The sequence below is a fragment of the Hansschlegelia zhihuaiae genome (genome assembly GCF_004103825.1).
Classification (GTDB): domain Bacteria; phylum Pseudomonadota; class Alphaproteobacteria; order Rhizobiales; family Methylopilaceae; genus Methylopila; species Methylopila zhihuaiae.
Window position 1 is genome coordinate 75093 of the sequence record NZ_RYFI01000017.1, and the last position, 23235, is coordinate 98327.

Below are 23235 nucleotides of genomic sequence, written 5' to 3' on the forward strand. Positions count from 1 at the left end.
CGCCATGATCGTCGGCGAGCCGTTAAGGTTCCGTTCCGAATTGCGCGCGATCACGAGCGATAATCGGCGTTGATGGCGATGTAGCCTTCGGTCAGGTCGCAGGTCCAGACGCGCGCAAATCCCTCGCCGAGGCCGAGATCGACGCGGATGTCTATCGCTTCGTTCTTCATGTAGGCCGACGCCTCGGCCTCGCTGTAGTGCGGGTCGCGCTCGCCTTTGTGAGCGACCCGCAGCTCTCCGAACCGGATCGTCAGGAGGTCGCGGTCGGCCGGTTCGCCGGCCTTGCCCACCGCCATCACCACCCGGCCCCAATTGGCGTCCTCTCCCGCGATCGCGGTCTTCACAAGCGGCGAATTGGCGATCGACAGGGCGACCTTGCGGGCCGAGGCGTCGCTCTCGGCGCCCGCGACCTCGACGGTGACGAACTTCCGGGCGCCCTCGCCGTCGCGGGCGACCAGCTGGGCGAGCTCGACGGCGAGCTCCTCGAGCGCGGCCGCGAAACCGGCGGCCTCCGGGTCGTCGGCCCCGCGGATGGCCCGGTTCCCGGCCTCCCCGGTCGCGAAGGCCAGCAGCGTGTCGGAGGTCGAAGTGTCGCCATCCACCGTCACGCAGTTGAACGACTTCGCCGCCGCGCGCGCGAGCAGCTCGTGCAGCGCGTCCGGATCAATCGCGGCGTCGGTCGCGATGAAGGACAGCATCGTGGCCATGTCCGGCGCGATCATCCCTGCGCCCTTGGCGATGCCGTTGATCGTCACCTTGACGTCGCCGATCTTCGCGGTGCGCGTGGCGAGCTTCGGAAACGTGTCGGTGGTCATGATGGCCCGCGCCGCCGCCTCCCAGGCGTCCTCCGTCACGCCGGCCGCGAGCCTGTCCATCACGCCAGCGAATTTCGAGGCGTCGAGCGGCTCGCCGATCACGCCCGTCGAGCACAGGAAGATCTCGTCCTCCGAACACCCGAGGGCCTTGGCCGTAAGCTCGGCGGTCAGCCTGGTGGCGGCGCGGCCGTTCGCGCCCGTGAAGGCGTTGGCGTTGCCGGAATTGACCACCAGCGCCCGGATCCTTCCGCCGTCGATCCGCTCGCGGCACCATTCGACCGGCGCCGAGGGGCAGCGCGAGCGGGTGAAGACGCCCGCGACCGCGGTCCCGGGCGCGAAGCTCGCGAGCAGCACGTCGGTCCGGCCCTTGTAGCGGATGCCCGCCTCCGCGGTCGCCAGCGCGACCCCGCGGACCAGCGGCAGCTTCGGGAAGGACTTCGGCGCAAGCGGCGAGACTTCTGTCGACATCGGCGTGAACGGCTCCCCGTTTCAGGGGCTCGTCCTTAGCGCCTCGTCGCGACGATTGGAATGCAGGCGCGTCCGCCTCACGGCGCGAGCAGGCGCTCCAGATAATCGAGCTCCTCGCGGGGACGGTCGGCCTCGCCGAGGCGCTTTCTCAGCTCCTCGAGCACGCGGCGGGCGCGCTGGGCGTCGATCTCGCCCGGCACTTTGGTCGCATCGCCGTCGCTCTCGCGACGCCGAACGGGGCGGCCGAGCGGGTCGTCGTCGCGGCCCTCCTCGCCGTTCTGGGCGCCCTGCTGGCCCTCTTCGCCCTGCTGGCCAGGCTGCCCTTGCCCCTTCTGCATCGCCTCGGCCATCGCCTGCGCGCCCTTGCGCAGCTGCTCGAGCGCCTTCTGCTGGTGGTCGAGCGCCTGGCCGGTCTGGCCCTGACCGAGCGAGCCTTGCGCTTCGCCCATGCTCTTGCCGGCCTCGCCGAGCGCGTTCTTTCCATCCTGGCCGCCCTGGCCTTCCTGCCCGGGCTGCTGGCCTTCGCCCTGCTCGCCGCCCGGCTGCTGGCGGCCCTGCCGCTGGCCCGGCTGCTGCTGACCCTCGCCCCGCTGGGCCTGCTCGCCCTGCTGACCCTGCTCCTTCATCATCTGGTCGAGGCGGTCACGTAGCTGCTTCTGCTGCTCGGCGAGGTCGCGCATGCGCTGCTCGCCTTGGCTGCCCTCCTGCTGCTGCTGGCGGCGGCCCTGCTGGCCGCGCTGGTTGCGCTGCTGGCGCTCGTTCTGCCGGTATTGCTGAAAAGTCTGGTCGCGCAGCTTGCCCTGCTCGCGGATCATGTCCTGCAGCTTGTTGAGCTGCTGCTGCTGCGCCTGGGCGTTGGGGTCGGCCTGCTGGCGCTGGGCGTTCTGCAGATTGTCCAGCATGTTCTTGAGGTCGGCGAGCGCCTGTTTGGCGGCGTCCTTGGCGCCGGACTGCGCGAGCTTCTCCATCTTGTCGACCATGTCGCGCAGGTCCTGCGGCCGGACCGCCTTGCCGCGCTCGCCGGGCTGGGCCTGCTGCTGGCCGGGGTTGCGGCGCTGCTGCTCGGCCATCTCGCGCATGAATTTCTCGAGCGCGGCACGGAGGTCCTGGGTGAGCTTCTTGATCTCCTCCTCGGAGGCGCCGTTCTCGAGCGCCTTGCGCAGCGCCTCCTCGGCGGCGCGAAGATCGCGCTCGGCCTCCGGCAGGTCGCCGTCCTCGATCCGGAGCGCCACCTCCCAGAGATAGTCGGCAGCTTCCCTGAGCTCGTCGTCCGAGACCGCGATCTCCAACCGGCGATAGGCGGTGGTGACGCCGAGATAGACGCTCGCCTCCTTGATGAACTCTTCCGGAAACATCGCGAGCGCGCGGATAGCGGTCAGCACCCGCGGCTTTGCGTTGGCGTCCATTGCGAGGATGCGGCGCTGCTCGACCAGCGCGCGGGCGAGCGGCTTGGTGAAGCTGCGAGCTGGAAGCCGCATGTCGATCGACTTCGACAGCCCCTCCTGCCCGGCCTCGTCGCGGGCGGCGAGCGTCATGACGGCTTCGGCCCCTGCGAAGGGATGCTCCATCACGTCGAGCGGCGTGTCGGCCTTGCCGTCGCGCGCCTTGGCGCGCGGCAGGCCGAGCGGGACCTTGGGGGCCTCGTAGAGCGGCCGGCGCTCGGCGGCGGGCCCGTCGGTGGTCTCGCTGCGCGAGAAGCGCGGCGCCTTGGCCGCGGCCTCGTCCTTCAGAACGAAGCGGGCCTCGGCCGAGGCGACGCCGTAATCGTCGCGCAGCTCGTAGGGGATGATCGCGGTCCCGCGGGCGTTCAGCTTGAGCGGCCCCGTCAGCGCGATCGAGGGCGGCTCATCGGGGATGATGCGGAACCGCCAGACCCTGTCCGGCGCGCCGGCGGCCGCGACGCGCGCCTCGGCGTCGCCGGTCAGCTTGAAGCGGCGCTCGACCACGCCTTCCGGCGGCCGCCCTTCGACCGGGATCGCCTCGGCCGCGCCGGTCGCCGTCACCTCGACCGCGCCGCCTGAGCCGCGCACCACCAGGGTCGCGTTTTCGGGGACGGAGACGGCGTCCTGCTCGCCTTCGGGAATCGCCGCGGCCCTTGCGTCCGCGGAGTTTTGCCCAGCGCCGGCGGCGCGCGCGGTGAGGAAGATCGGCGGCCGGCCGGTATAGCCCGGCGGCGCGACCCAGGCGTCGAGCCGCGCCGGCGCGGTTTCGGCGGCGGGCGTCGTCCAGTCGAAGGCCGCGAGCACACGCGCCCCGCGGTCGGAGCCCGCGACAGCGAAGGCCACGACGGCGACGAGCGCGAGCAGGAAGCGCAGCGCGTAAGGGTCGCGCGCGGCGAGCCGCGGCGACGGCCGTCCCGCCTTGAGGCGGCCGGCGTCGCGCTCCATCCGCTCGCGATGGGCGGCCCAGAGCGCGCGCGTCATCGGGTCCTCGCCCGCGACCGAGGCCAGCCGGTCGTCGAGGCTGGTGGCGGGGCGATGCGCGACGCCGCTCGCGCGGTCCACGCGGCCGAGCGCCGAGCGCCGGTCGGGCAGCGCCGCACGGACCAGCGGCGCGAGGCTCGCGACGAAGGCGAGGCCGAAGGCGACGACGCCGGCGATGCGGCCTTGAGGAGGCAGCGCGTCCCAGACGCCGAACCAGGAGACCGCGAGGAACAGCGCGACGACGGCGGAGGCGGCCGCGATCCACGGCCAGACGCCTTCCCAGACAAGCGCGAGCCGCGCGCGGGCGACCACGCGCTCGATCAGGGCGCGGCCTCGTCCGTCCGTTCCGTCAGAACCCGTCAATCCGCCGGTTCTCCCGCAGCCCCGGCCCCGTCATGGAGTTACGAGCGCAAAGCTAGCATGGACCGCGCCGATGGCCAGCATGGGGCGGAGCCGGGACGTCACCGAGACGTGATGGGGGAGCTACCTTTATCACCCAATCAGATGGGGAAACTTAGACTGGTAAAGATCAGATTCGCTCTAATTTGAGTCGGCGCTGAGAAAATCAATCATCCTCATTACCTTCTCACGCTCATGCACCTCGTGAATCGACCACGCGCGCTCAAGCGAGCGCGCCAACGTCTCCAGAGGCCGAACGGCTTCTCTTACCTTGAAATGATATGCCAGATCGATCGCATCAAAACGAACCTTTGAATCTTCTGATAAAATCCATTCACAGATAACTAAATTAGCTAATATTCGATTTTCTTCATCGAAACGCCCATACATCGCCCACAATCGGCTCCGAATAATGTTTGGATCTTTGTAATGCTTTGAGTGCTCCTCTGCAGTTTGCCTGCAGACCCACATTCCGTTTCGGATGCCCTCTAAATCCATTCTCCCGTCCAAGAATTCTGGATTGGTCTCTTTTTCACAGCCACTCCGGCGTGCGGTCCTGCGCGAGCAGCTCCTCGACGCTTGGCCGCGGCCGCACCACGGCCATGCGCGCGCCGTCGACCAGCACCTCGGCCACGAGCGGGCGCGAATTGTAAGTCGAGGACTGCGTCGCCCCATAGGCGCCGGCCGACATCACCGCGAGCAGATCGCCCGCCTTCGGCAGCGGCATGTCGCGGCCCAAAGCGAGATAGTCGCCGGTCTCGCAGACCGGGCCGACGACGTCCGCGCGGACAAGAGGCTCGTTCCCGGCGGGCCGCCGGACCGGCCAGACCTCGTGATAGGCCTCGTAGAGCGTCGGGCGGATCAGGTCGTTCATGCCGGCGTCGACGATCACGAAGATCTTGTCGGCGCCTTCCTTCACATAGATCACGCGGGTCAGCAGCACGCCGGCGTTGCCGACGATCAGCCGGCCGGGCTCGAAGATCAGCCGCGCGTCGATCCCGCGCGTCAGGCGCCTGACCATGTCGGCGTAGTCGACGGGCAGCGGCGGCGCGGTGTGGGCGTCGCGATAGGGGATGCCGAGCCCGCCGCCGACGTCGACATGGCGGATCGCATGGCCGTCGCGCCTGAGTTCGCCCACGAACTCGACCAGCCGGGCGATCGCCTGCTCGAAGGGCGCGAGGTCGGTGATCTGGCTGCCGATATGCATGTCGACGCCCGCGACCTCGACGCCCGGCAGAAGCGCGGCCTCGGCGTAGACGGCGCGGGCGCGGGCGATCGGCACGCCGAACTTGGTCTCGGAGGAGCCGGTCGAGATCTTGGCGTGGCTCTTCGCGTCGACGTCCGGGTTCACGCGCAGCGCGACATGGGCCGTCGCGCCCTTGGCTGCCGCGATCTCGGACAGCAGCCGGAGTTCCGGCTCGCTCTCGACGTTGAAGCAGAGAATGCCGGCGTCGAGCGCCTGCGCGAGTTCGGCCGCCGTCTTGCCGACGCCCGAGAAGGTGATCCTGTCCGCCGGGCAGCCGGCGGCCAGCGCCCGCTTCAGCTCGCCGCCCGACACCACGTCCATGCCGCAGCCGAGCTTGGCCAGGAGGCTGAGCACGGCCTGGTTGGACAGCGCCTTGACCGCATAGCAGATCAGGTGGTCGACGCCGGAAAAGGCCTCGTCGAACACGCGGACGTGACGGGTCAGCGTGGCGCGCGAATAGACGTAGGTCGGCGTGCCCACTTCCTCGGCGATCGCCGCGAGCGCGACGTCCTCGGCGTGCAGCGCGCCGTCGCGATAGTCGAAATGATGCATCGGAACTTACGGCGACGTTTCAGGAGAAACCGTCATGCCCGAGCTCGCCTCGGGCATCCACGACTAAACGTCGAAGACGGCGTTTCACGATGAAGTCGTGGATGCCCGGCCTTCGGCCGGGCATGACGGCGGACGGGACGATGGTCAGTTCAGCAGGCCGTCGAGCACGAAGGGGCGCTTCGGCTTGACCGGCCGCTTCTCGGTCGAGCCGTCGGCCTTGGTCACCGTCTCCATCGGCGTGCCTTCCGGATAGTCCGGATCGCCCTTCTTGCCGCAGCCGCCGAGCGCGACGGAGGCGGCCAAAAGAGCGGCGACGGCGGCGGCGCGGGTCATCGGCACGGGGACGTGGTCCTTCGGATCGGGCGGCGCAGGTTTTAGATGAGTTTTGGCGGGGCCGATAGACGCGGTCGCACGCTGTGGGCCCAGAAGGAGCCTCGTCGTCCTCCAGCTTGACCGGAGGTCCCATCGTCGGCGTCGGGCTCAACGTCTGACCTGGATGGCGCGGTCAAGCCGGACCACGACGCTTTACGCCTGAACGCTCGCGCCCATCACCGCTTGCTCTCCCGGCCGAGCCTGCGGCGCCAGCGGGTGATCTGCGCCCGCACGTTCTTGGGCGCCGTGCCGCCATAGCTCACGCGGCTGCGCACCGAGTTGCGCACCCCCAGCACCTCGAACACGTCCTCGGTGACGCGGGGCTCGACCTCCTGCATGTCGGCGAGCGGCAGCCGCTCGAGCCCGACCTTCTTCTCCGCGGCCTTGGCGACGATCCGGCCGACGACGTGATGCGCCTCGCGGAACGGCATGCCGACCACCCGCACCAGCCAGTCGGCGAGGTCGGTCGCGGTTGCGTAGCCCGCGCCCGCGGCGCGGCGCATGGCGGCGAGGTCCGGCTCCATGTCCTCGACCATGCCGGCGGTCGCGGCGATCGACAAAGACAGCGTGTCGAGCGCGTCGAACAGGCCCTCCTTGTCCTCCTGCATGTCCTTCGAATAGGCGAGCGGCAGGCCCTTCATCACGGTCAGCATGCCGACCAGCGCGCCCACCACCCGGCCGGTCTTGCCGCGCACCAGCTCGGCGGCGTCCGGATTGCGCTTCTGCGGCATGATCGAGGAGCCGGTCGAGAACCGGTCGGAGAGCCGCACGAAGCCGAATTGCGGCGTCGACCACAGCACGAGCTCCTCGGCGAAGCGCGACAGGTGGCCGGCGCAGATCGCGGCGAGCGACAGCGTCTCCAGCACGAAGTCGCGATCCGAGACCGAGTCGAGCGAGTTCGCGGTCGGCCGGTCGAAGCCCAGCGCGCGGGCGGTGAAGTCGCGGTCGATCGGAAAGGAGGTGCCGGCGAGCGCCGCCGCGCCCAGCGGGCATTCGTTCATGCGCCGCCGCGCGTCGTGGACGCGGCCGCGGTCACGCCCGATCATCTCCACATAGGCCATCAGATGGTGGCCGAAGGTCACGGGCTGGGCGCTCTGGAGATGCGTGAAGCCCGGCATCACGTCGGCGGCGTGCTTGGCCGCCTTCTCGACCAGCGCCTGCTGCAGGCCGAGCAACTGCCGGTCGAGCCCGTCGAGCGCGTCGCGGACGTAGAGCCGGAAGTCGGTCGCCACCTGGTCGTTGCGCGAGCGGGCGGTGTGCAGACGCCCGGCCGACGGCCCCGCGAGCTCGGCAAGCCGGCTCTCGACGTTCATATGGATGTCTTCGAGGGCTCGCGAGAAGGTGAAGCGTCCGCCCTCGATCTCGGCCAGAACCTCGTCCAGACCCTTCTCGATCGCCGCGGCGTCCTCGAAGGACACGATGCCGGCCTCCGCCAGCATGCCGACATGGGCCTTTGAGCCGCGGATGTCCTGCGCGTAGAAGCGGCGGTCGAAATCGATCGAGGCGTTGATCGCCTCGAGCACGGCGTCCGGCCCTTCCGCGAACCGGCCGCCCCACATCGCGTTGCTCATCGCTTAACTTCCTTCCGGCGGCGGCCGGCGCATCGAGGTCAGACATGCCCGAACCGGCCGACGCCGCGCCTCAAGCAGCCAAGGGCCGTAGCCTCAAGCGGCTCCTGCTCGCGACCGGCCTCGCGGCGCTCGGTCTCGGCGGGCTCGCCCTATACGGCTTCAGCGGCGGCGACAAGGCTCAGGCCTGCGCGGCGAGCTCGGAGACGCTGGCCTCGATCAAGGCCGCGGCCAAAGGCGAGGTCGCGGCGGTCGCGACGCCCTCCTCGCCGCGCCCGCTGCCGCAGCTTTCCTTCAAGGACGGAAGCGGCGCCGAGATCGGCCTCGACAAGTTCCGCGGCAAAATCGTGCTGCTGAACCTCTGGGCCACCTGGTGCGCGCCCTGCCGCAAGGAGATGCCGGCGCTCGACAAGCTCGAGGGCGAGCAGGGCGGCGACTCGTTCGAGGTCGTGCCGGTGTCGCTCGATTTCGGCGGCCCGGAGAAGCCGCAGAAATTCCTCAAGGACATCGGCGCCCAGCGGCTCGCCTTCTTCCACGATCCGTCCGGCAAGGTGCTGCCGGCGCTGAAGACCGTCGGCCGCGGCACGGGCCTGCCCACCACCCTGATCCTCGACCGCGCGGGCTGCGAGATCGGCTACCTGCCGGGTCCGGCCGAATGGGCGAGCGAGGACGCGAGGTCGCTGATCAAGGCCGCGCTCGGGGAATAGGCGAGGAGCGAGGATCTCGCGCCGACGTGCTGCTTGCTTCGAGACGCCGTCCTGACGGACGGCTCCTCAGCATGAGGAGGCCCGTGCTTGTCATCCTCCACATTCCTCATGCTGAGGAGCCCGCGTCTTCGCGGGCGTCTCGAAGCACGCAGCACAGGCGTCCCAAAGGCGCCTTCAACCGCGCCCTGCCGTCACTCCGCATCCGCGAGCGGGTGCAGGTCCCTCACCATCGCCCGCGCCCGCTCGTCGAGCACGTGGGTGTAGATCTGGGTCGTGGCGATGTCGGCGTGGCCGAGCATCTGCTGGACGGCGCGCAGATCCGCGCCGTTCTGCACCAGATGGCTCGCGAAGGCGTGGCGCAGCACATGCGGGCTGATCCGGTCGGCCGACAACCCGGCGCGCGCCGCCGCCTCCTTGAGGTCGCGGGCGAACACCTGGCGCGTGACGTGGCCGCTCTCGCCGCCGGCGGGAAACAGCCAGGGGCCCTCGGCGCCCTTGCCGGCCTCGCCGAGCGCCGCGAGGTAGGCGGTCATGGCCTGCTTGGCGACCGGGGTCAGCGGCGCGAGCCGCTCGCGTCCGCCCTTGCCCTTGATCGCGACCACCGAAGCCGCGGGCCGCGCCGCCGCGCGCGGCAGCCCGACGAGCTCCGAGACGCGCAGGCCCGCCCCATAGGCGAGCTCGAGCAGACAGACGAGCCGCGCGGCCCTGAGTTTCGCGCGCGGCGACGGCTCGGGTCCGGGATCGCCGGCTGCGGCGATCAAGGCCTCGAGCTCCTCGACCCGGAGCGTCTTGGGCAGCGGCCGGCCGCGTCGGGGGCCCTCCAGCGAGGCGGTCGGGTCGTCGGCCCGAAACCCGTCGGCGTAGAGGAACTTGTGGAGCTGCCGGACGGCCGAGAGCTTGCGCGCCGCCGACGACGCCTTGAAGCCGCGGTCGGCGAGGTCGGCGAGATGCGCCCGGACGTCGTCGGGTCCGGCGTCCGAGGGCGAACGGCCGCGCGCGGCGAGGAAGGCGGCGTAGTCGGACAGGTCGCGCTCATAGGCCGCGAGCGTGTTGGCGGCGGCGCCGCGCTCGGCGCTCGCCATCTCGAGGAAGGCCTCGATCTCGCGTCTCGCGCGCTTCGAAGCGCTCAACGGGGCTGCGGACCTTCCGCCGCGGCCTCGGCGCCGGCGCCGGCGGTCTGCGAATTGCGCGCGGCGGCCGTCGCAGGCGGCGGCTTCAGCCGCTGCGACGGGATCGTCACCGTCATCTCGCGCGTCTGCGGCGTCACGAAGGTGGCGAGCGAATAGAGCGTCGCGAAGACCGCGGCCGCGAGCGCGGCGAGTACGGTCAGAAAACGCATCAAGCTCGGCATGTCGCACCGCCTGGTTCGCCGGCATGGCACGCGCCCCGGTCGAGAGGACCACGGGGCCGCTCGCGCCGCAACCATCCGGCATTGTATAAGGATAAGCTTTAGGAATAGGTTGCGCGCCTCACGCGCCCGAGCGCGATTTTCATGCGAGCCTATGGCCGGGATACAACATCTGATTGAGGCGCCGTCGCGCGCCGAGACCGACGCCCAGACCTCCCGCTCCGGGCCGGAGGGCGATGTCGCGGCGAGCGTCCGCAGGGCGCTGGGCGGCCGCTCCATCGCGCTGGTCGGCATGATGGGCGCGGGCAAGACCTCGGTCGGGCGGCGCCTCGGCCAGGCTCTCTCCCTGCCCTTCGTCGACGCCGATAGCGAGATCGAGGCCGCGGCCGGGATGACGATCCCGGAGATCTTCGAGACCCATGGCGAGCCTTACTTTCGCTCCGGCGAGGCCCGCATCATCTCCCGGCTGCTCGAGACCGGCCCGCAAGTGCTCGCGACCGGCGGCGGGGCGTGGATGAACCCCGAGACCCGCGCCCGGATCTCCGAGTCGGGCGTGTCGGTCTGGCTCAAGGCCGACGTCGAGGTGCTGCTGCGCCGGGTGAGGAAGCGCGGCGGCCGCCCGCTGCTGGCCTCCGCCGACCCCGAGGCCACGTTGAGGCGGCTCGTCGAGGAGCGCTATCCCACCTACGCGCTCGCCGACATCGTCATCACGTCGCGCGACGCCCCTCACGAGCGCACCGTGGCCGAGCTGATCGAGACGCTCGCGGCGAAGCTGTCGGGTCCGGCCGCCGGAGCCCGACGGGCATGACCCGCATGGTCGAGGACATCGAGCGGGTCTCGGTCGGGCTCGGCGAGCGGGCCTACGACATCCTGATCGGCCCCGGACTGCTCGCCGGCGTCGGCGAGGCGGCGGCGAAGCTCGGCGCCCGCGCAGTCGGCGTCGTGACGGACGAGACCGTCGCCGGACTGCACCTGCCCACAGTCGAGCGCTCCCTCGCCGGGGCGGGACTGGCCTTCGACACCGTGCGCGTCCCGGCCGGCGAGGCCTCGAAATCTTTCGACATGCTGGCGCGCGTCGTCGACGGCCTGCTGGCGGCGAGGATCGAGCGCGGAGACCTCGTGCTCGCGCTCGGCGGCGGCGTGGTGGGCGACCTCGCGGGCTTCGCGGCCGCGATCCTGCGCCGCGGCGTCCGCGTCCTTCAGGCGCCCACGAGCCTGCTGGCGCAGGTCGACTCCTCGGTCGGCGGCAAGACCGGGATCAACTCGCCGCGCGGCAAGAACCTCATCGGCGCCTTCCACCAGCCGAGCCTCGTGCTCGCCGACACGGCGACGCTCGACACGCTGCCCGAGCGGGAGCTGCGCGCCGGCTACGCCGAGGTCGCGAAATACGGACTGATCGACGACCCGGACTTCTTCGCCTGGCTCGAGGCCAATCCCCGCGCCGTGTTCTGCGCCGGGCCCGACCGCATCCGCGGCATCGCGACAAGCTGCCGGGCGAAGGCCGCGGTGGTGGCGCGCGACGAGCGCGAGACCGGCGACCGCGCGCTGCTCAATCTCGGCCACACCTTCGGTCACGCGCTTGAAGCGGACGTCGCCTATGACAGCGCCAGACTGGTGCATGGCGAGGGAGTGGCGATCGGCATGGCGATGGCGTTCCGCTTCTCGGCCGCGCTCGGGCTCTGCCCTGAGGAGGACGCCGCGCGCGTCGAGCGTCACCTCTCTGCCGTCGGCCTGCCCATACGCGTTTCGGCGATCCCCGGCCCGATCGGCGGCGCGGAAGCGCTGTTCGCCCATATGCAACAGGACAAGAAGGTTTCGCGCGGCCGCCTCACCTTCATCCTCGCCCGCGGCGTCGGCAAAAGCTTCGTGGCGCGCGACGTCGATCCTGCCCGGGCGCTCGACTTCCTCCGCCGCGAGCTCGCCCCTGCGGCATAGTCGAACCATTCAAGGCCCCGCCTTGCTTCGGCGCCGCAAAAGGCCTTATGTCGACTTGCTCCCCTGACAAATTACATCGTTTCACTGTCGATCATCAGCGCGAACGAAGCTCCATGCCCTCAGGTCTCTCGACGCATTTGAAGCGGCTCGAAGCGGAGTCGATCCACATCATCCGGGAGGTCGCGTCGGAGTTCCGCAACCCGGTGATGCTCTACTCGATCGGCAAGGACTCCTCGGTGATGCTTCATCTCGCGATGAAGGCGTTCTACCCGTCGAAGCCGCCCTTCCCGCTGCTCCATGTCGACACGACGTGGAAGTTCCGCGAGATGATCCAGTTCCGCGACGAGACCGCCAGGCGCCTCGGGATCAACCTGATCGTCCACATCAATGAGGACGGCGTGAAGCGCGGCATCTCGCCGATCGCGTCGGGCTCGAACGTCCACACCCAGGTCATGAAGACCGAGAGCCTCAGGCAGGCGCTCGACAAGCACGGCTTCGACGCAGCCTTCGGCGGCGCCCGGCGCGATGAGGAGAAGAGCCGCGCCAAGGAGCGCGTGTTCTCGTTCCGCACCGCGAACCACACCTGGGACCCGCGCAACCAGCGGCCGGAGCTCTGGAACCTCTACAACACGCGCGTGAAGCAGGGCGAGTCGATCCGCGTCTTCCCGATCTCGAACTGGACCGAACTCGACGTCTGGCAGTACGTCCAGGCCGAGGACATCCCCGTCGTGCCGCTCTACTTCGCGGCCCAGCGGCCGGTGCTCGAGCGCGACGGCACGCTCATCATGCGCGACGACGAGCGCCTGCCGCTGCTGCCGGGCGAGACGCCGCAGATGCGGCTGGGCCGGGTCCGCACCCTGGGCTGCTATCCGCTGACCGGCGCGATCGAGAGCGGCGCGGCTTCGCTCGACGACATCATCGCCGAGATGCTCGCCTCCACGACCTCCGAACGGCAGGGCCGCCTGATCGACAGCGACGAGGCCGGCTCGATGGAGAAGAAGAAGCGCGAGGGATATTTCTGATGGCCCAGCCGCTCGCCGCTTCCCTCGCCTCGACCGCCGCGATCGCCGAGGCCGCTTCCGAGAAGTCGCTGCTGCGCTTCATCACCTGCGGGTCGGTGGACGACGGCAAGTCGACCCTGATCGGCCGGCTGCTCTACGACACCAAGCTGATCTTCGACGACCAGCTCGCGGCGCTCGAGAAGGACAGCCGCAAATACGGCACCACCGGCCCCGCGATCGACCTCGCGCTGCTGGTCGACGGGCTCGAGGCCGAGCGCGAGCAGGGCATCACGATCGACGTCGCCTACCGCTATTTCGCGACCGCCAAACGCACCTTCATCGTGGCCGACACGCCGGGCCACGAACAATACACCCGCAACATGGCGACCGGCGCCTCGACCGCCGGCCTCGCGGTCATCCTGGTCGACGCCCGCAAGGGCGTGCTGACCCAGACCAAGCGGCACTCCTTCATCTGCTCGCTGCTCGGCATCAAGAACATCGTTGTGGCGATCAACAAGATCGATCTCGTGGACTACAGCCACGTCGTGTTCGCCGAGATCGAGGAGGCCTATCGCGACTTCGCCGAGCAGCTCGACTTCGACTCGATCACCCCGATCCCGATGTCGGCGCTGACCGGCGCGAACGTCACGACGCCCTCCGAGGACCTGCCCTGGTATTCCGGCCCGACCCTGCTCGAGCATCTCGAGGAGGTCGACGTCGACACCGACCTGCGGCTCAAGCCCTTCCGCTTCCCCGTGCAATGGGTGAACCGCCCGAACCTCAACTTCCGCGGCTTCTCGGGCACGCTCGCCTCCGGCGAGGTGCGGCCCGGCGACCCGGTCGTGGTGTCGTCCTCGGGCAAGTCGAGCCGCGTCGCGAGCATCGTCACGATGGACGGCGAGCTCGACGTCGCCGAGGCCGGCGACAGCGTGACCATCACGCTCGAGGACGAGGTCGACATCGCGCGCGGCGACGTGCTGGCGCCGCCGACCGCCCGCCCCGAGGTCGCGAACCAGTTCTCCGCCAAGCTGATCTGGATGGAGGAGGAGCGCCTGTTTCCCGGCCGCTCATATCTGCTCAAGCTCGCGACCCGCACGGTCCCGGCGACCGTGACGGGGCTGAAGCACAAGATCGACGTCAACACGCTCGACGAGCTCGCGGCCAAGACGCTGGCGCTGAACGAGATCGCCGAGGTCAACATCGAGACCGGCGCGGCGATCGCCTTCGATCCCTATTCGGACAACCGCGAGACCGGCGCCTTCATCCTGATCGACCGCGAGACCAACGCGACCGCGGCGGCCGGCATGGTGCTGCACGGGCTTCGCCGCGCGACCAACATCCACCGGCACGCCACCTCGGTCGACCGCGCGGCGCGCGCCCGCATCAAGCGCCAGAAGGCCGCGGTGCTCTGGTTCACCGGGCTCTCGGGCTCGGGCAAGTCGACCATCGCCGACCTTGTCGAGCAGAAGCTCGCGGTGCGCGGCCAGCACACCATGCTGCTCGACGGCGACAACATCCGCCATGGCCTCAACAAGGACCTCGGCTTCACGGACGCCGACCGGGTCGAGAACATCCGCCGCGTCGGCGAGGTGGCGAAGCTCTTCGTCGACGCCGGCACGCTGGTCATCTGCTGCTTCATCTCGCCCTTCGAGGCGGAGCGCGCCCTGGTGCGCGAGCTCGTCGGCGAGGGCGAGTTCGTCGAGGTGTTCGTCGACACCCCGCTCGAGACCTGCATCGCGCGCGACCCCAAGGGGCTCTATCGGCGCGCGCTCGCGGGCGAGATCCCGAACTTCACCGGCGTCTCCTCGCCTTACGAGCGGCCCGACAACGCGGAGCTGGTGCTCGCGACCGCCGACGCCGACCCCGACGCGCTCGCCGAGCGCGTCGTCGCCGAGATGATCTCGCGCGGCCTGATCGAGGCCTAAATCGTCATCGCCGGGCTTGACCCGGCGATCCATCGGGCGCGGACGCGCCCGCATTTGATGCCCGGGTCAAGCCCGGGCATGACAAAAGCGCCGGTGACGTCCCGTTCACCATCCGGCCTCCGGTCCGCCATCCGTTAACCCGCCCGACATCTGCGTTTCGCCACCTTCCTCCGCGAAGCTTTGGGCGGAGCGACGGGGCGCGACGCGTGATCAAGATGGCGCTGGCCGCCGGCCTTCTGACGGTCGGGGCGGCCTATATGGCGACGGGACTGATCGAGGACGCGCTTCCGGCGCGGCCTGAGCGGACGGCCGCCGCGCCGCCGTCCAGGCTCGAGGAGGCGCGGCCCGGCCATGTGTCGCTTTCCGCGGGTCCCGACGGCCATTTCCGGGTCGACGCCACGATCGGCGGCCGCCGCGTGCCGATGCTGGTCGACACCGGCGCGACCGTGGTGGCGCTCTCCTACGAGAACGGCGAGTCGCTCGGCCTTGTCTCCGGCGGCGACCGGTTCGACGCCCGGGTCGCGACCGCGAACGGCTCGGTCGGCGCCAAACGGGTGGTGCTGCGCGACGTCCGCATAGGCTCGGTCAAGGTCGACGACGTCGCCGCGGTCGTGCTGTCGCCCGGCGCCATGGACGGCGCGCTGCTCGGCATGAGTTTTCTCGGCCGCCTGCGCCGCATCGAGAGCGCGCGGGACCGCCTGGTGCTGGAGCGCTGAGCCGGCCGGCCGCTTCGATCAGGCCGGCAGCTCCCCGATCGCCCGAAGGCGCGCGGCGTCACGCGCCGGCGGCGCGCCGAACAGGCGGGCGTATTCGCGGCTGAACTGCGAGGCGCTCTCATAGCCGACCGCATAGGCGGCGCGCGCCGCGTCGTCATTCGCGATCAGCAGCGTCCTAGCCTGCTGCAGCCGCAGCATCTTCTGGTACTGGAGCGGACTGAGGGCGGTGGCCGCCTTGAAATGGCGATGGAACGACGCCGCGCTCATGCCGGCGCCTCTCGCGAGCGCGTCGATCCGCAGCGGCCGGTCGAACCCGGAACGGATCTCGGCGATGGCGCGCCGCACCCGCGACAGCCGGCTGTCGGCGCGGGCGAACTGGCGCAGCACGCCGCCCTGCGGCCCGCGCAAGAGCCGATAGAGCAGCTCCTGCTCCGCGAGCGGCGCGAGCGCCGGAACGTCCTCCGGCGCCTCGAACAGTTTTGCGATCCTGAGCCAGACCTCGAGCAGTTCGGCCGTGACCGGGCTCACCCCGAACGCCGGCGCGGCGATCTCCGGGCCCGGGGCCACATCGGTCAGCAGCGAGGCGAGCTTGCCGGCGTCGATCCTGAGGGCGAGCACGACATAGGGCTTTTCCGGCGTCGCCTCGATCACCCAGCTGGTCACCGGCAGGTCGAGCGAGGCCAGGAAATAGTTGGCGGCGTCGTAGCGCAGCACCTTGTCGCCGATCGTCACGCGCTTGGCGCCCTGCAGCACGAGGCAGAACACCGGCTCGTAGAGGCTCGCAGCCGGCAGGGTCTCGCCGCAGTGCATGCCGATGACGACGCCCGGCACCGCCGTCTCGCTCAACGGACCGTCGGCGTGGCGGAGGGCGCGCGCCCTGAGTTCGTTGAGCAATGTCTCCATGGCAGCAATGTCGCGCGCGGCCGCGCCCCGGACAAGGCTGCGCGGCGAAGTCCCGCCCCTGAGAGGAATAGGCAAGCGGTTGCGAGAATCCGGCGCGCGCCCCGCCGGATGAGCGCCCACATGCCGACCGCCGCCGGGACCCTCCCGACGGAAGTCCACGAAGGAGCACATCATGACGAACGCCTTTGGCGCTCATTCCACGACCGACGAGGTGCTGGCGGGCGTCGATCTTTCGCACAAGCGCGTCCTGGTCACCGGCGTCTCGGCCGGGCTCGGCGTCGAGACCGCGCGGACGCTGGCCGCCCATGGCGCCGAGGTGGTGGGCGCCGCCCGCGACCTCGACAAGGCGCGGCGCGCGACCGAAACCGTCCGCGCCGGGGCCGCGAAGCGCGGCGGGCTCGAACTGGTCGAGCTCGATCTCGCCTCGCTCAGAAGCGTGCGCGCCTGCGCCGACGCCCTGCTCGACGACGGCCGGCCCTTCGATCTCGTGATCGCCAACGCCGGCGTGATGGCCTGCCCGAAAAGCCAGACCGCCGACGGCTTCGAGACCCAGTTCGGCACCAACCATCTCGGCCACTTCGTCCTCGTGAACCGCATCGCTCCGCTGATGAAGCAGGGCGCGCGGCTCGTGAACCTCTCCTCGGCCGGCCACCGCTTCTCCGACGTCGATCTCGACGACCCGAATTTCGAGCGCACCCCTTACGAGGAGTTCGTGGCCTATGGCCGCTCGAAGACCGCCAACATCCTGTTCGCCGTCGAGTTCGACCGCCGCCACAAAGAGCGCAGGATCCGGGCGACGGCCGTCCATCCCGGCGGCATCCGGACGGAGCTTTCCCGCCACATGACCGAGGAGGCCCTGACGGCGCTGATCGACGGCATCAACGCCTCCAAGCCCGAAGGCGCGCCCGACTTCGCGTTCAAGTCCATCCCGCAGGGCGCCGCGACCTCGGTCTGGGCCGGAATCGTGGCCTCCGCGGACGAGGTCGGCGGGCGCTATTGCGAGGACTGCCACGTGGCCGAAATCACGCAAGGCGAAGGCCTGCGCGAAGGCGTCCGCTCCTACGCCCTCGACCCGGCGCGCGCCCAGGCGCTCTGGGCCAAGAGCGAGGAGATGGTCGGCGAGCGGTTCTGACCGCTCGGGCGGCGGGATCGGGCGCGCACGTGCCCGGTCCCGCGCGCAGACGGAGCCGGTTGCCGGCGGACGGATGTGGGCGAGTCGTCGTCCGCAGGCGACATCGACTGCGGACGCGCGAGACCATGACGGCGAGAGACCCCGTCCCCGGCCAAGGCCCCTCCCCTCCGAGCTAGTAGCAGTCTTCTATCTAAGCCGTGATCGCCAGTTCGGAGAAAGGTATGAGCTCGAGGTTGGCCGCGTGAAGGCGGAACACTCGGCTACGGGCGACGCCCGCGCAGAAGTCGCGCACCGTATGTCCAAGCCGGATCTCGCGACGACCCTCGCAGGAGGCGCCCTGAGGGCCGGGCGGCCGAGCTTGAGCCAACGGATTCGGGCCCTGCGGCCAGATCTATTCTGAAGAGAGCACGGGGCCGGTTGAACGTGCGATCGTCTTCGGCGCTCCTTTCATATGAAAATATTCCTTGACATTCGCCTCCATCCATGCTCCAATTTCACCACCCTTTCCCGTTGAGGAAGGCGTGTCCGGACCGGCCGGCCATGCGGGCGAGGGGCGGCGCCTGCGCCTGCGAGCACCGGAGCTCGCGGTCCCGGGACGCCGGCCGCTGGGGCGGGAGATTCTTCGGCGAGGCGCGAATGCCTGGTCTTCGAATCGACCGTTCTGGAAGCCGCCCGTCCCGCATTATGACGGGACCGCGCCATCGAGGCGCCTTAAGGGCGGACCTTGGGACTTATCCCCTGGGGCCGTGCCGGAGCAGTCGGCGAAGCGGCCGGTGAGAAGACGTCGCGCGCGGGGCGCCGGGCGACCGGATCGCCGACCAGAACTGCGGCATGTGGTGGCCCGGCGTCCCGCGCCTTCCACTGATCTCTTTGTTGCGTGACCAGAGCAGGTTTAACGACGAAGGCCCGATCCGGGCCGGCGGCCGGAGAGGCGCGTCCGTCCTTCGCCCTTGCGAGGAGAATTCGGGAAAGACGGCGTCCGTCGCCCCCTCCACCGCTTCGCGGTCCCCCTCCCCCGCTGCGCAGGGGAGGAGCGGAGGCGGCGCCGGACAGGTTCCTCCTCCGCTTGCGGAGGAGGGGGACCATGCGAAGCATAGTGGAGGAGGCGGGAGGGCGCCGCCCTTCGAGGCCGGCCCGCCGCGTCAAAAGCCCCCGCTCCCCGCGCGGAGAAGGCGCGCTTTGAAGGCGGGTCGCACACGGCACGCCGACGGACGCTCCGCGCATATCCCGGCCTTGAGCCGGGACCCATCGGGCACGAACCGCGCCGACGTGGTCGCCCGCGCGACGAGCCTCTTCTCTGCAACGGCCGAGCCGAATGGGTCCCGGCTCAAGGCCGGGACATCGGCGGCGGAGCTCGCGGGAGAGCGGAAGGCGGCTTGAAATTCACGCGCCTCCGGTCGACTTTGCCGCGGCCCGCCATTCCGCCCCCGTGAGGATCGCCACGTGTCAGCCGACCTGAGCCCGCTCGCCGGAAAACCCGTCCCGGTCGAAAATCTGGTCGACGTGCCGAAGCTCGTCACGGCGTTCTTCACCGCCCGGCCCGACATGGACGACCCGGCGCAGCGCGTCGCCTTCGGGACCTCGGGCCATCGCGGTTCGTCGCTCGACGGCGTCTTCACCGAGAGCCACATCGCGGCGATCGCCCAGGCGGTTTGCCGGCAAAGGGCCGAGGCCGGAATCGACGGCCCGATGTTCCTGGGCATGGACACGCACGCGCTGTCAGAGCCCGCGCATGCGGTCGCGCTCGAGGTGCTGGCCGCGAACGGCGTCGAGGTCCGGGTCGCGACGGGCGCGCGCTTCACGCCGACGCCGGCGGTGAGCCACGCGATCCTGACGCACAACCGGGGACGGACGTCCGGCCTCGCCGACGGGCTCGTGATCACGCCCTCGCACAATCCGCCCGAGGATGGCGGCTTCAAATACAATCCGCCGAATGGCGGCCCGGCGGGCGCCGAGACGACGGGCTGGATCGAGAAGGCCGCCAACGCGCTGATCGAGGGCGGCCTGAAGGACGTCAAGCGCACGCCTCTCGCCCGCGCGCTGAAATCGCCGAACGTGAAGCCGCATGATTTCCGGGCGGCCTATGTGGCCGACCTCGAAAACGTCGTCGACATGGCGGCGGTCCGCGCCGCGGGCGTCCGGATCGGCGTCGATCCTCTGGGCGGCTCGAGCCTCGAATACTGGGCGCCGATCGCGGAGCGCTACGGCCTCGACCTCACGGTCACCAATGAGGCGGTCGACCCGACCTTTCGCTTCATGACGGCGGACTGGGACGGCAAGGTCCGGATGGACTGCTCAAGCCCTTACGCCATGGCGAAGCTGATCGAGCTCAAGGACCGCTTCGACGTCGCCTTCGCCAACGACCCGGACGCGGATCGCCACGGCGTGGTCGCGCCGTCCGTGGGACTGCTCAACCCGAACCACTATCTCGCGGCCGCGATCGCCTATCTCGCGAAGCACCGGCCCGATTGGCCGGGCACCGCCGCCGTCGGCAAGACGCTGGTGTCGAGCGCGGTGATCGACCGGCTCGCGGCCTCGCTCCGCGTCAAGCTGATCGAGGTGCCGGTCGGCTTCAAATGGTTCGTCGACGGGCTGGTCGACGGCTCGCTGTTCTTCGGCGGCGAGGAGAGCGCCGGCGCCTCCTTCCTGCGGCGCGACGGGACCGTCTGGACCACCGACAAGGACGGGCTGATCCTCGGCCTGCTGGCGGCCGAGATGACGGCCGTCACGGGCAAGGACCCGGGCGAGCTCTATCAGGGTCTCACCGAGGAGCTCGGCGCGCCCGTCTATGAGCGGATCGACGCGCCCGCGAGCCCGGAGCAGAAGGCGCGGCTGAAGAAGCTCGCGCCGGGCGACGTGCCGGGCGAGACCCTCGCCGGCGAGCCGATCCGCGACCGCCTGACCGCCGCCCCCGGCAACGGCGAGGCCTTCGGCGGCGTGAAGGTCACGACCGAGAACGGCTGGTTCGCGGCGAGGCCCTCGGGCACTGAGAACGTCTACAAGATCTATGCCGAGAGTTTTCTTGGCGCGGACCACCTCCGCCGCATCCAGGAGGAGGCCAAGGCGATCGTGGCCAAGGCGATCGGGGGGTGAGGGCGCCTGCCTCGCCCGCTCAGAACGCCGGCAGACCGGTCTGGGCGCGGCCGAGGATCAGCGCATGGACGTCGTGCGCGCCCTCATAGGTGTTCACCGCCTCGAGGTTCTGGGCGACGCGCATGACGTGGTAGTCGTCCGCGATTCCGTTGCCGCCATGGATGTCCCGCGCCTCGCGGGCGATCGTGAGCGCCTTGCCGCAATTGTTGCGCTTGATCAGCGAGACCGCCTCCGGAGCAAGACGGCCCTGATCCATCAGCCGGCCGGCCCTGAGCGCGAGATGCAGGCCGAGCGTGATCTCGGTCTGCATGTCCGCGAGCTTCTTCTGGACGAGCTGCGTCTGGGCGAGCGGACGGCCGAACTGCTTTCGGTCAAGCGCGTACTCCCGGGCCGCATGCCAGCAGAACTCCGCAGCCCCCATCACGCCCCAGGCGATGCCGTAGCGGGCGCGGGTGAGGCAGGCGAACGGCCCTTTCAGACCCGAGACGTTGGGCAGCAGCGCGTCCTCGCCGACCTCGACGCCGTTCATGGCGATCTCGCCGGTCGGCGAGGCCCGAAGCGCCAGCTTGCCCTCGATCGCAGGCGTCGACAGGCCCTTCAGGCCCCGCTCCAGCAGGAAGCCCCGCACCGCGCCGCCATGCGCCTCCGACTTCGCCCAGACCAGCAGCAGGTCGGCGATCGGGGAATTGGTGATCCACGTCTTGGTCCCGGTCAGGCGGTAGCCGCCCGGGATGCGTTCAGCCCATGTGCGCATCGCCGCGGGATCGGAGCCGGCGTCGGGCTCGGTCAGGCCGAAGCAGCCGATGGTTTCGCCGCTCGCGAGCTTCGGCAGCCAGCGCTGGCGCTGCGCCTCGTCGCCGAATGCGAAGATCGGGCGCATCACGAGCGAGGACTGCACGCTCATGGCCGAGCGGTAGCCGGAGTCGACCCGCTCGATCTCGCGCGCCGCGAGCCCATAGGCCACATAGCCGAGGCCCGCGCCGCCGTAAGTCCCGGGCAGCGTCGCGCCGAGCAGGCCGAGCGCTCCCATCTCGGTCATCACGGCGCGGTCGAAGCTCTCGGTCCGGTAGGCGTCGCGGACGCGCGGCATCAGCCGGTCCTGCGCGTAGGCCCGGGTCGCGTCCCGCACGGCGCGCTCCTCCTCGCGGAGCTCGCCCTCGAGATCGAACGGGTCCGCCCAGTCGAATTCGGGGCCGGACGCGTCTTGCGGCTGCGGTGCGCTCATGCCGGCCGTCGCTCCGATCCTTGCCGTGCTCCGCAGTCGCATATCGGGCGACGCCGGCCAGCGGAAACCCGCCGCCTTCCCGGCGGCGCACGACGCGTGCTAGGTCGCGCGACGCCCTGGCCCAGCTGAAAGTCCGCAATGCCCCGCACGGTTCTCGACGTCACACGGCTGCTGACGCGCGCCGCCCATCCGGTGGCGACCGGGGTCGACCGCGTCGAGCTGGCCTACGCCCGGCGCGCGCTGGCCCAGCCGGAGGGTCGCGCCGGCTTCTGCGCCATCGTCGGGCGGACGGCGGCGCCACTGCCCTATTCGCGCGTCGCGGCCTTCATCGGAGCGCTCGACGCCAAATGGCGGAGCGGCGGCGGGTCGCATGTAGCGGCTCACGCGCTCGCCGCCAGGCTCGGCGCGTCTTTTCCGGCCGAGGACGCGACGCCAGGCGGCGCGGACGACGCCAGGCGGCTCGCGCTCAGGCTCCGGCTCGACGCTCTGGCGACCACGCGCCGCCCGGCCGTCGCGGCAGGAGACGCTTACGTCCATGTGAGCCACATCCGACTGGACCGGCCAGCCGTTTTCGAGGCGCTGAAGCGCCGCGGGGCGCGGATCGCGATGCTGATCCACGACCTGATCCCGATCCGCTTCCCGGAATATGGCCGGCCCGGCGAGGACGCACGGCACCGTCGCCGCATGACGACGGCGCTCGACGTCGCGACGACGCTGATCGCCAATTCCGCCGAGACGGCCCGCGACCTTTCGGCCTTCGCGACCGAGATCGGGCGAACGCCGCCCGCGATCCTGATCGCGCCGCTCGGCCTCGAAACCGGATTCGCGACCGAAGGGCCGACCCTGAAGGCGACGAAGCCCTATTTCGTCACGCTCGGCACGATCGAGCCGCGCAAGAACCACCTGCTGCTGCTCCATATCTGGCGACGGCTCGCCGAGCGTGCGGGAGACGAGACGCCCGCCCTCGTCGTCGTCGGACGTCGCGGATGGGAGAACGAGATGGTGGTGGATCTTCTGGAGCGGTCGCCGCCGATTCGCCGGCACGTGATCGAGGCCAACGACCTGCCCGATGCGGCGCTCGCTGCGTTGATCAAGGGCGCGCGGGCGCTGCTGTTTCCGAGTTTCGCCGAGGGCTACGGCCTGCCGCTCGCGGAAGCGTTGGCGCTCGGCGCTCCGGTCATCGCCTCGGACCTGCCGGCGTTCCGCGAGATCGCGGGGGACCGGATCGAGACGCTGGACCCGCTCGACGGTCGGGCCTGGGAAGAGGCCGTGCTGGCCTTCGCCCAGAATCCTTCGACGCGGCGTGACGCCGCGATCCTGCGCGCCCACGGGTTCGAGCCGACGAGCTGGGATGATCATTTCCGCATCGTCGGCGGGGCTGTCGGCCTCGGCTGACGCCGGTCGTCG

General features: G+C 70.3%; 19 protein-coding genes. 9 read left to right on the forward strand and 10 right to left on the reverse strand.

The window, feature by feature from the left end; translation table 11 throughout:
• Positions 1-50 precede the first annotated feature (50 nt).
• The 6 genes from argJ to argH form a co-directional block, all read right to left on the reverse strand.
• Positions 51-1283: a bifunctional glutamate N-acetyltransferase/amino-acid acetyltransferase ArgJ gene (argJ, locus tag EK403_RS16780; protein WP_128778616.1), complete on the reverse strand. Its 1233-nt coding sequence runs from the start codon at positions 1281-1283 to the stop codon at positions 51-53.
• Between the two features lie 77 nt (positions 1284-1360).
• Positions 1361-4069: a TIGR02302 family protein gene (locus tag EK403_RS16785; RefSeq protein ID WP_128778617.1), complete on the reverse strand. Its 2709-nt coding sequence runs from the start codon at positions 4067-4069 to the stop codon at positions 1361-1363.
• Between the two features lie 177 nt (positions 4070-4246).
• Complete coding sequence (locus EK403_RS16790) at positions 4247-4603, reverse strand: hypothetical protein (protein WP_128778618.1); 357 nt, start codon at positions 4601-4603, stop codon at positions 4247-4249.
• Positions 4604-4637: 34 nt separating this feature from the next.
• Complete coding sequence (lysA, locus tag EK403_RS16795; protein ID WP_128778619.1) at positions 4638-5903, reverse strand: diaminopimelate decarboxylase; 1266 nt, start codon at positions 5901-5903, stop codon at positions 4638-4640.
• 144 nt (positions 5904-6047) lie between these two features.
• Complete coding sequence (gene lptM / locus EK403_RS16800; RefSeq protein WP_128778665.1) at positions 6048-6236, reverse strand: LPS translocon maturation chaperone LptM; 189 nt, start codon at positions 6234-6236, stop codon at positions 6048-6050.
• 215 nt (positions 6237-6451) lie between these two features.
• A complete protein-coding gene (gene argH, locus EK403_RS16805) occupies positions 6452-7846 on the reverse strand; it encodes an argininosuccinate lyase (RefSeq protein ID WP_128778620.1) in 1395 nt (464 codons plus the stop codon).
• Between the two features lie 44 nt (positions 7847-7890).
• Here argH and tlpA point away from each other — a divergent pair, with 44 nt between their 5' ends.
• Positions 7891-8550, forward strand: a complete 660-nt coding sequence (tlpA, locus tag EK403_RS16810; RefSeq protein WP_128778621.1) for a thiol:disulfide interchange protein TlpA — start codon at positions 7891-7893, stop codon at positions 8548-8550.
• A 191-nt stretch (positions 8551-8741) separates the two neighbouring features.
• On the opposite strand, the gene EK403_RS16815 is transcribed toward tlpA, so the two are convergent.
• Positions 8742-9680 carry a site-specific tyrosine recombinase XerD gene (locus EK403_RS16815; protein WP_128778622.1) on the reverse strand — a complete coding sequence of 313 codons (939 nt, stop codon included), beginning with the start codon at positions 9678-9680 and terminating at the stop codon, positions 8742-8744.
• On the reverse strand, positions 9677-9901 hold the full coding sequence (locus EK403_RS16820) for a hypothetical protein (protein WP_128778623.1): 225 nt from the start codon (positions 9899-9901) through the stop codon (positions 9677-9679). Before EK403_RS16820 ends, EK403_RS16815 begins: the two co-directional genes overlap by 4 nt.
• A 151-nt stretch (positions 9902-10052) precedes the next feature.
• Between EK403_RS16820 and EK403_RS16825 the strand changes: the two genes are divergently transcribed.
• The 5 genes from EK403_RS16825 (at position 10053) to EK403_RS16845 (ending at position 15475) form a co-directional block, all read left to right on the forward strand.
• Positions 10053-10706 carry a shikimate kinase gene (locus tag EK403_RS16825; protein WP_128778624.1) on the forward strand — a complete coding sequence of 218 codons (654 nt, stop codon included), beginning with the start codon at positions 10053-10055 and terminating at the stop codon, positions 10704-10706.
• Positions 10703-11833, forward strand: coding sequence for a 3-dehydroquinate synthase (gene aroB / locus EK403_RS16830; RefSeq protein ID WP_128778625.1), 1131 nt, complete (start codon positions 10703-10705; stop codon positions 11831-11833). Before EK403_RS16825 ends, aroB begins: the two co-directional genes overlap by 4 nt.
• A gap of 113 nt (positions 11834-11946) precedes the next feature.
• Positions 11947-12855: a sulfate adenylyltransferase subunit CysD gene (gene cysD, locus EK403_RS16835; RefSeq protein WP_128778626.1), complete on the forward strand. Its 909-nt coding sequence runs from the start codon at positions 11947-11949 to the stop codon at positions 12853-12855.
• Positions 12855-14759: a sulfate adenylyltransferase subunit CysN gene (cysN, locus tag EK403_RS16840; RefSeq protein ID WP_128778627.1), complete on the forward strand. Its 1905-nt coding sequence runs from the start codon at positions 12855-12857 to the stop codon at positions 14757-14759. The genes cysD and cysN overlap by 1 nt, the downstream gene beginning before the upstream one ends.
• A gap of 215 nt (positions 14760-14974) precedes the next feature.
• Positions 14975-15475: a retropepsin-like aspartic protease family protein gene (locus EK403_RS16845; RefSeq protein WP_245479758.1), complete on the forward strand. Its 501-nt coding sequence runs from the start codon at positions 14975-14977 to the stop codon at positions 15473-15475.
• Positions 15476-15493: 18 nt separating this feature from the next.
• Here EK403_RS16845 and EK403_RS16850 read toward each other — a convergent pair whose 3' ends face one another.
• The gene (locus EK403_RS16850) at positions 15494-16378 is read right to left on the reverse strand and encodes an AraC family transcriptional regulator (RefSeq protein WP_128778629.1); all 885 of its coding nucleotides are present in this window, start codon (positions 16376-16378) and stop codon (positions 15494-15496) included.
• 172 nt (positions 16379-16550) lie between these two features.
• On the opposite strand from EK403_RS16850, the gene EK403_RS16855 reads away from it, so the two are divergent.
• Positions 16551-17510 (forward strand): SDR family NAD(P)-dependent oxidoreductase, encoded by a 960-nt coding sequence (locus tag EK403_RS16855; RefSeq protein ID WP_128778630.1) that lies wholly within the window; start codon positions 16551-16553, stop codon positions 17508-17510.
• Between the two features lie 1443 nt (positions 17511-18953).
• A complete protein-coding gene (gene pgm / locus EK403_RS16860) occupies positions 18954-20603 on the forward strand; it encodes a phosphoglucomutase (alpha-D-glucose-1,6-bisphosphate-dependent) (protein ID WP_128778631.1) in 1650 nt (549 codons plus the stop codon).
• Positions 20604-20622: 19 nt separating this feature from the next.
• Here pgm and EK403_RS16865 read toward each other — a convergent pair whose 3' ends face one another.
• On the reverse strand, positions 20623-21828 hold the full coding sequence (locus EK403_RS16865) for an acyl-CoA dehydrogenase (RefSeq protein WP_128778632.1): 1206 nt from the start codon (positions 21826-21828) through the stop codon (positions 20623-20625).
• Between the two features lie 138 nt (positions 21829-21966).
• Between EK403_RS16865 and EK403_RS16870 the strand changes: the two genes are divergently transcribed.
• Positions 21967-23223 (forward strand): glycosyltransferase family 4 protein, encoded by a 1257-nt coding sequence (locus EK403_RS16870; RefSeq protein WP_128778633.1) that lies wholly within the window; start codon positions 21967-21969, stop codon positions 23221-23223.
• Positions 23224-23235 lie beyond the last annotated feature (12 nt).

Bases quoted from the DNA above. Each gene is read 5' to 3' on its own strand.
- argJ (WP_128778616.1), bottom strand. From the start codon at position 1,283: ATGTCGACAGAAGTCTCGCCGCTTGCGCCGAAGTCCTTCCCGAAGCTG.
- EK403_RS16790 (WP_128778618.1), bottom strand. From the start codon at position 4,603: ATGGATTTAGAGGGCATCCGAAACGGAATGTGGGTCTGCAGGCAAACT.
- lysA (WP_128778619.1), bottom strand. From the start codon at position 5,903: ATGCATCATTTCGACTATCGCGACGGCGCGCTGCACGCCGAGGACGTC.
- lptM (WP_128778665.1), bottom strand. From the start codon at position 6,236: ATGACCCGCGCCGCCGCCGTCGCCGCTCTTTTGGCCGCCTCCGTCGCG.
- argH (WP_128778620.1), bottom strand. From the start codon at position 7,846: ATGAGCAACGCGATGTGGGGCGGCCGGTTCGCGGAAGGGCCGGACGCC.
- tlpA (WP_128778621.1), top strand. From the start codon at position 7,891: ATGCCCGAACCGGCCGACGCCGCGCCTCAAGCAGCCAAGGGCCGTAGC.
- EK403_RS16820 (WP_128778623.1), bottom strand. From the start codon at position 9,901: ATGCCGAGCTTGATGCGTTTTCTGACCGTACTCGCCGCGCTCGCGGCC.
- EK403_RS16825 (WP_128778624.1), top strand. From the start codon at position 10,053: ATGGCCGGGATACAACATCTGATTGAGGCGCCGTCGCGCGCCGAGACC.
- aroB (WP_128778625.1), top strand. From the start codon at position 10,703: ATGACCCGCATGGTCGAGGACATCGAGCGGGTCTCGGTCGGGCTCGGC.
- cysD (WP_128778626.1), top strand. From the start codon at position 11,947: ATGCCCTCAGGTCTCTCGACGCATTTGAAGCGGCTCGAAGCGGAGTCG.
- cysN (WP_128778627.1), top strand. From the start codon at position 12,855: ATGGCCCAGCCGCTCGCCGCTTCCCTCGCCTCGACCGCCGCGATCGCC.
- EK403_RS16845 (WP_245479758.1), top strand. From the start codon at position 14,975: ATGGCGCTGGCCGCCGGCCTTCTGACGGTCGGGGCGGCCTATATGGCG.
- EK403_RS16850 (WP_128778629.1), bottom strand. From the start codon at position 16,378: ATGGAGACATTGCTCAACGAACTCAGGGCGCGCGCCCTCCGCCACGCC.
- EK403_RS16855 (WP_128778630.1), top strand. From the start codon at position 16,551: ATGACGAACGCCTTTGGCGCTCATTCCACGACCGACGAGGTGCTGGCG.
- EK403_RS16865 (WP_128778632.1), bottom strand. From the start codon at position 21,828: ATGAGCGCACCGCAGCCGCAAGACGCGTCCGGCCCCGAATTCGACTGG.
- EK403_RS16870 (WP_128778633.1), top strand. From the start codon at position 21,967: ATGCCCCGCACGGTTCTCGACGTCACACGGCTGCTGACGCGCGCCGCC.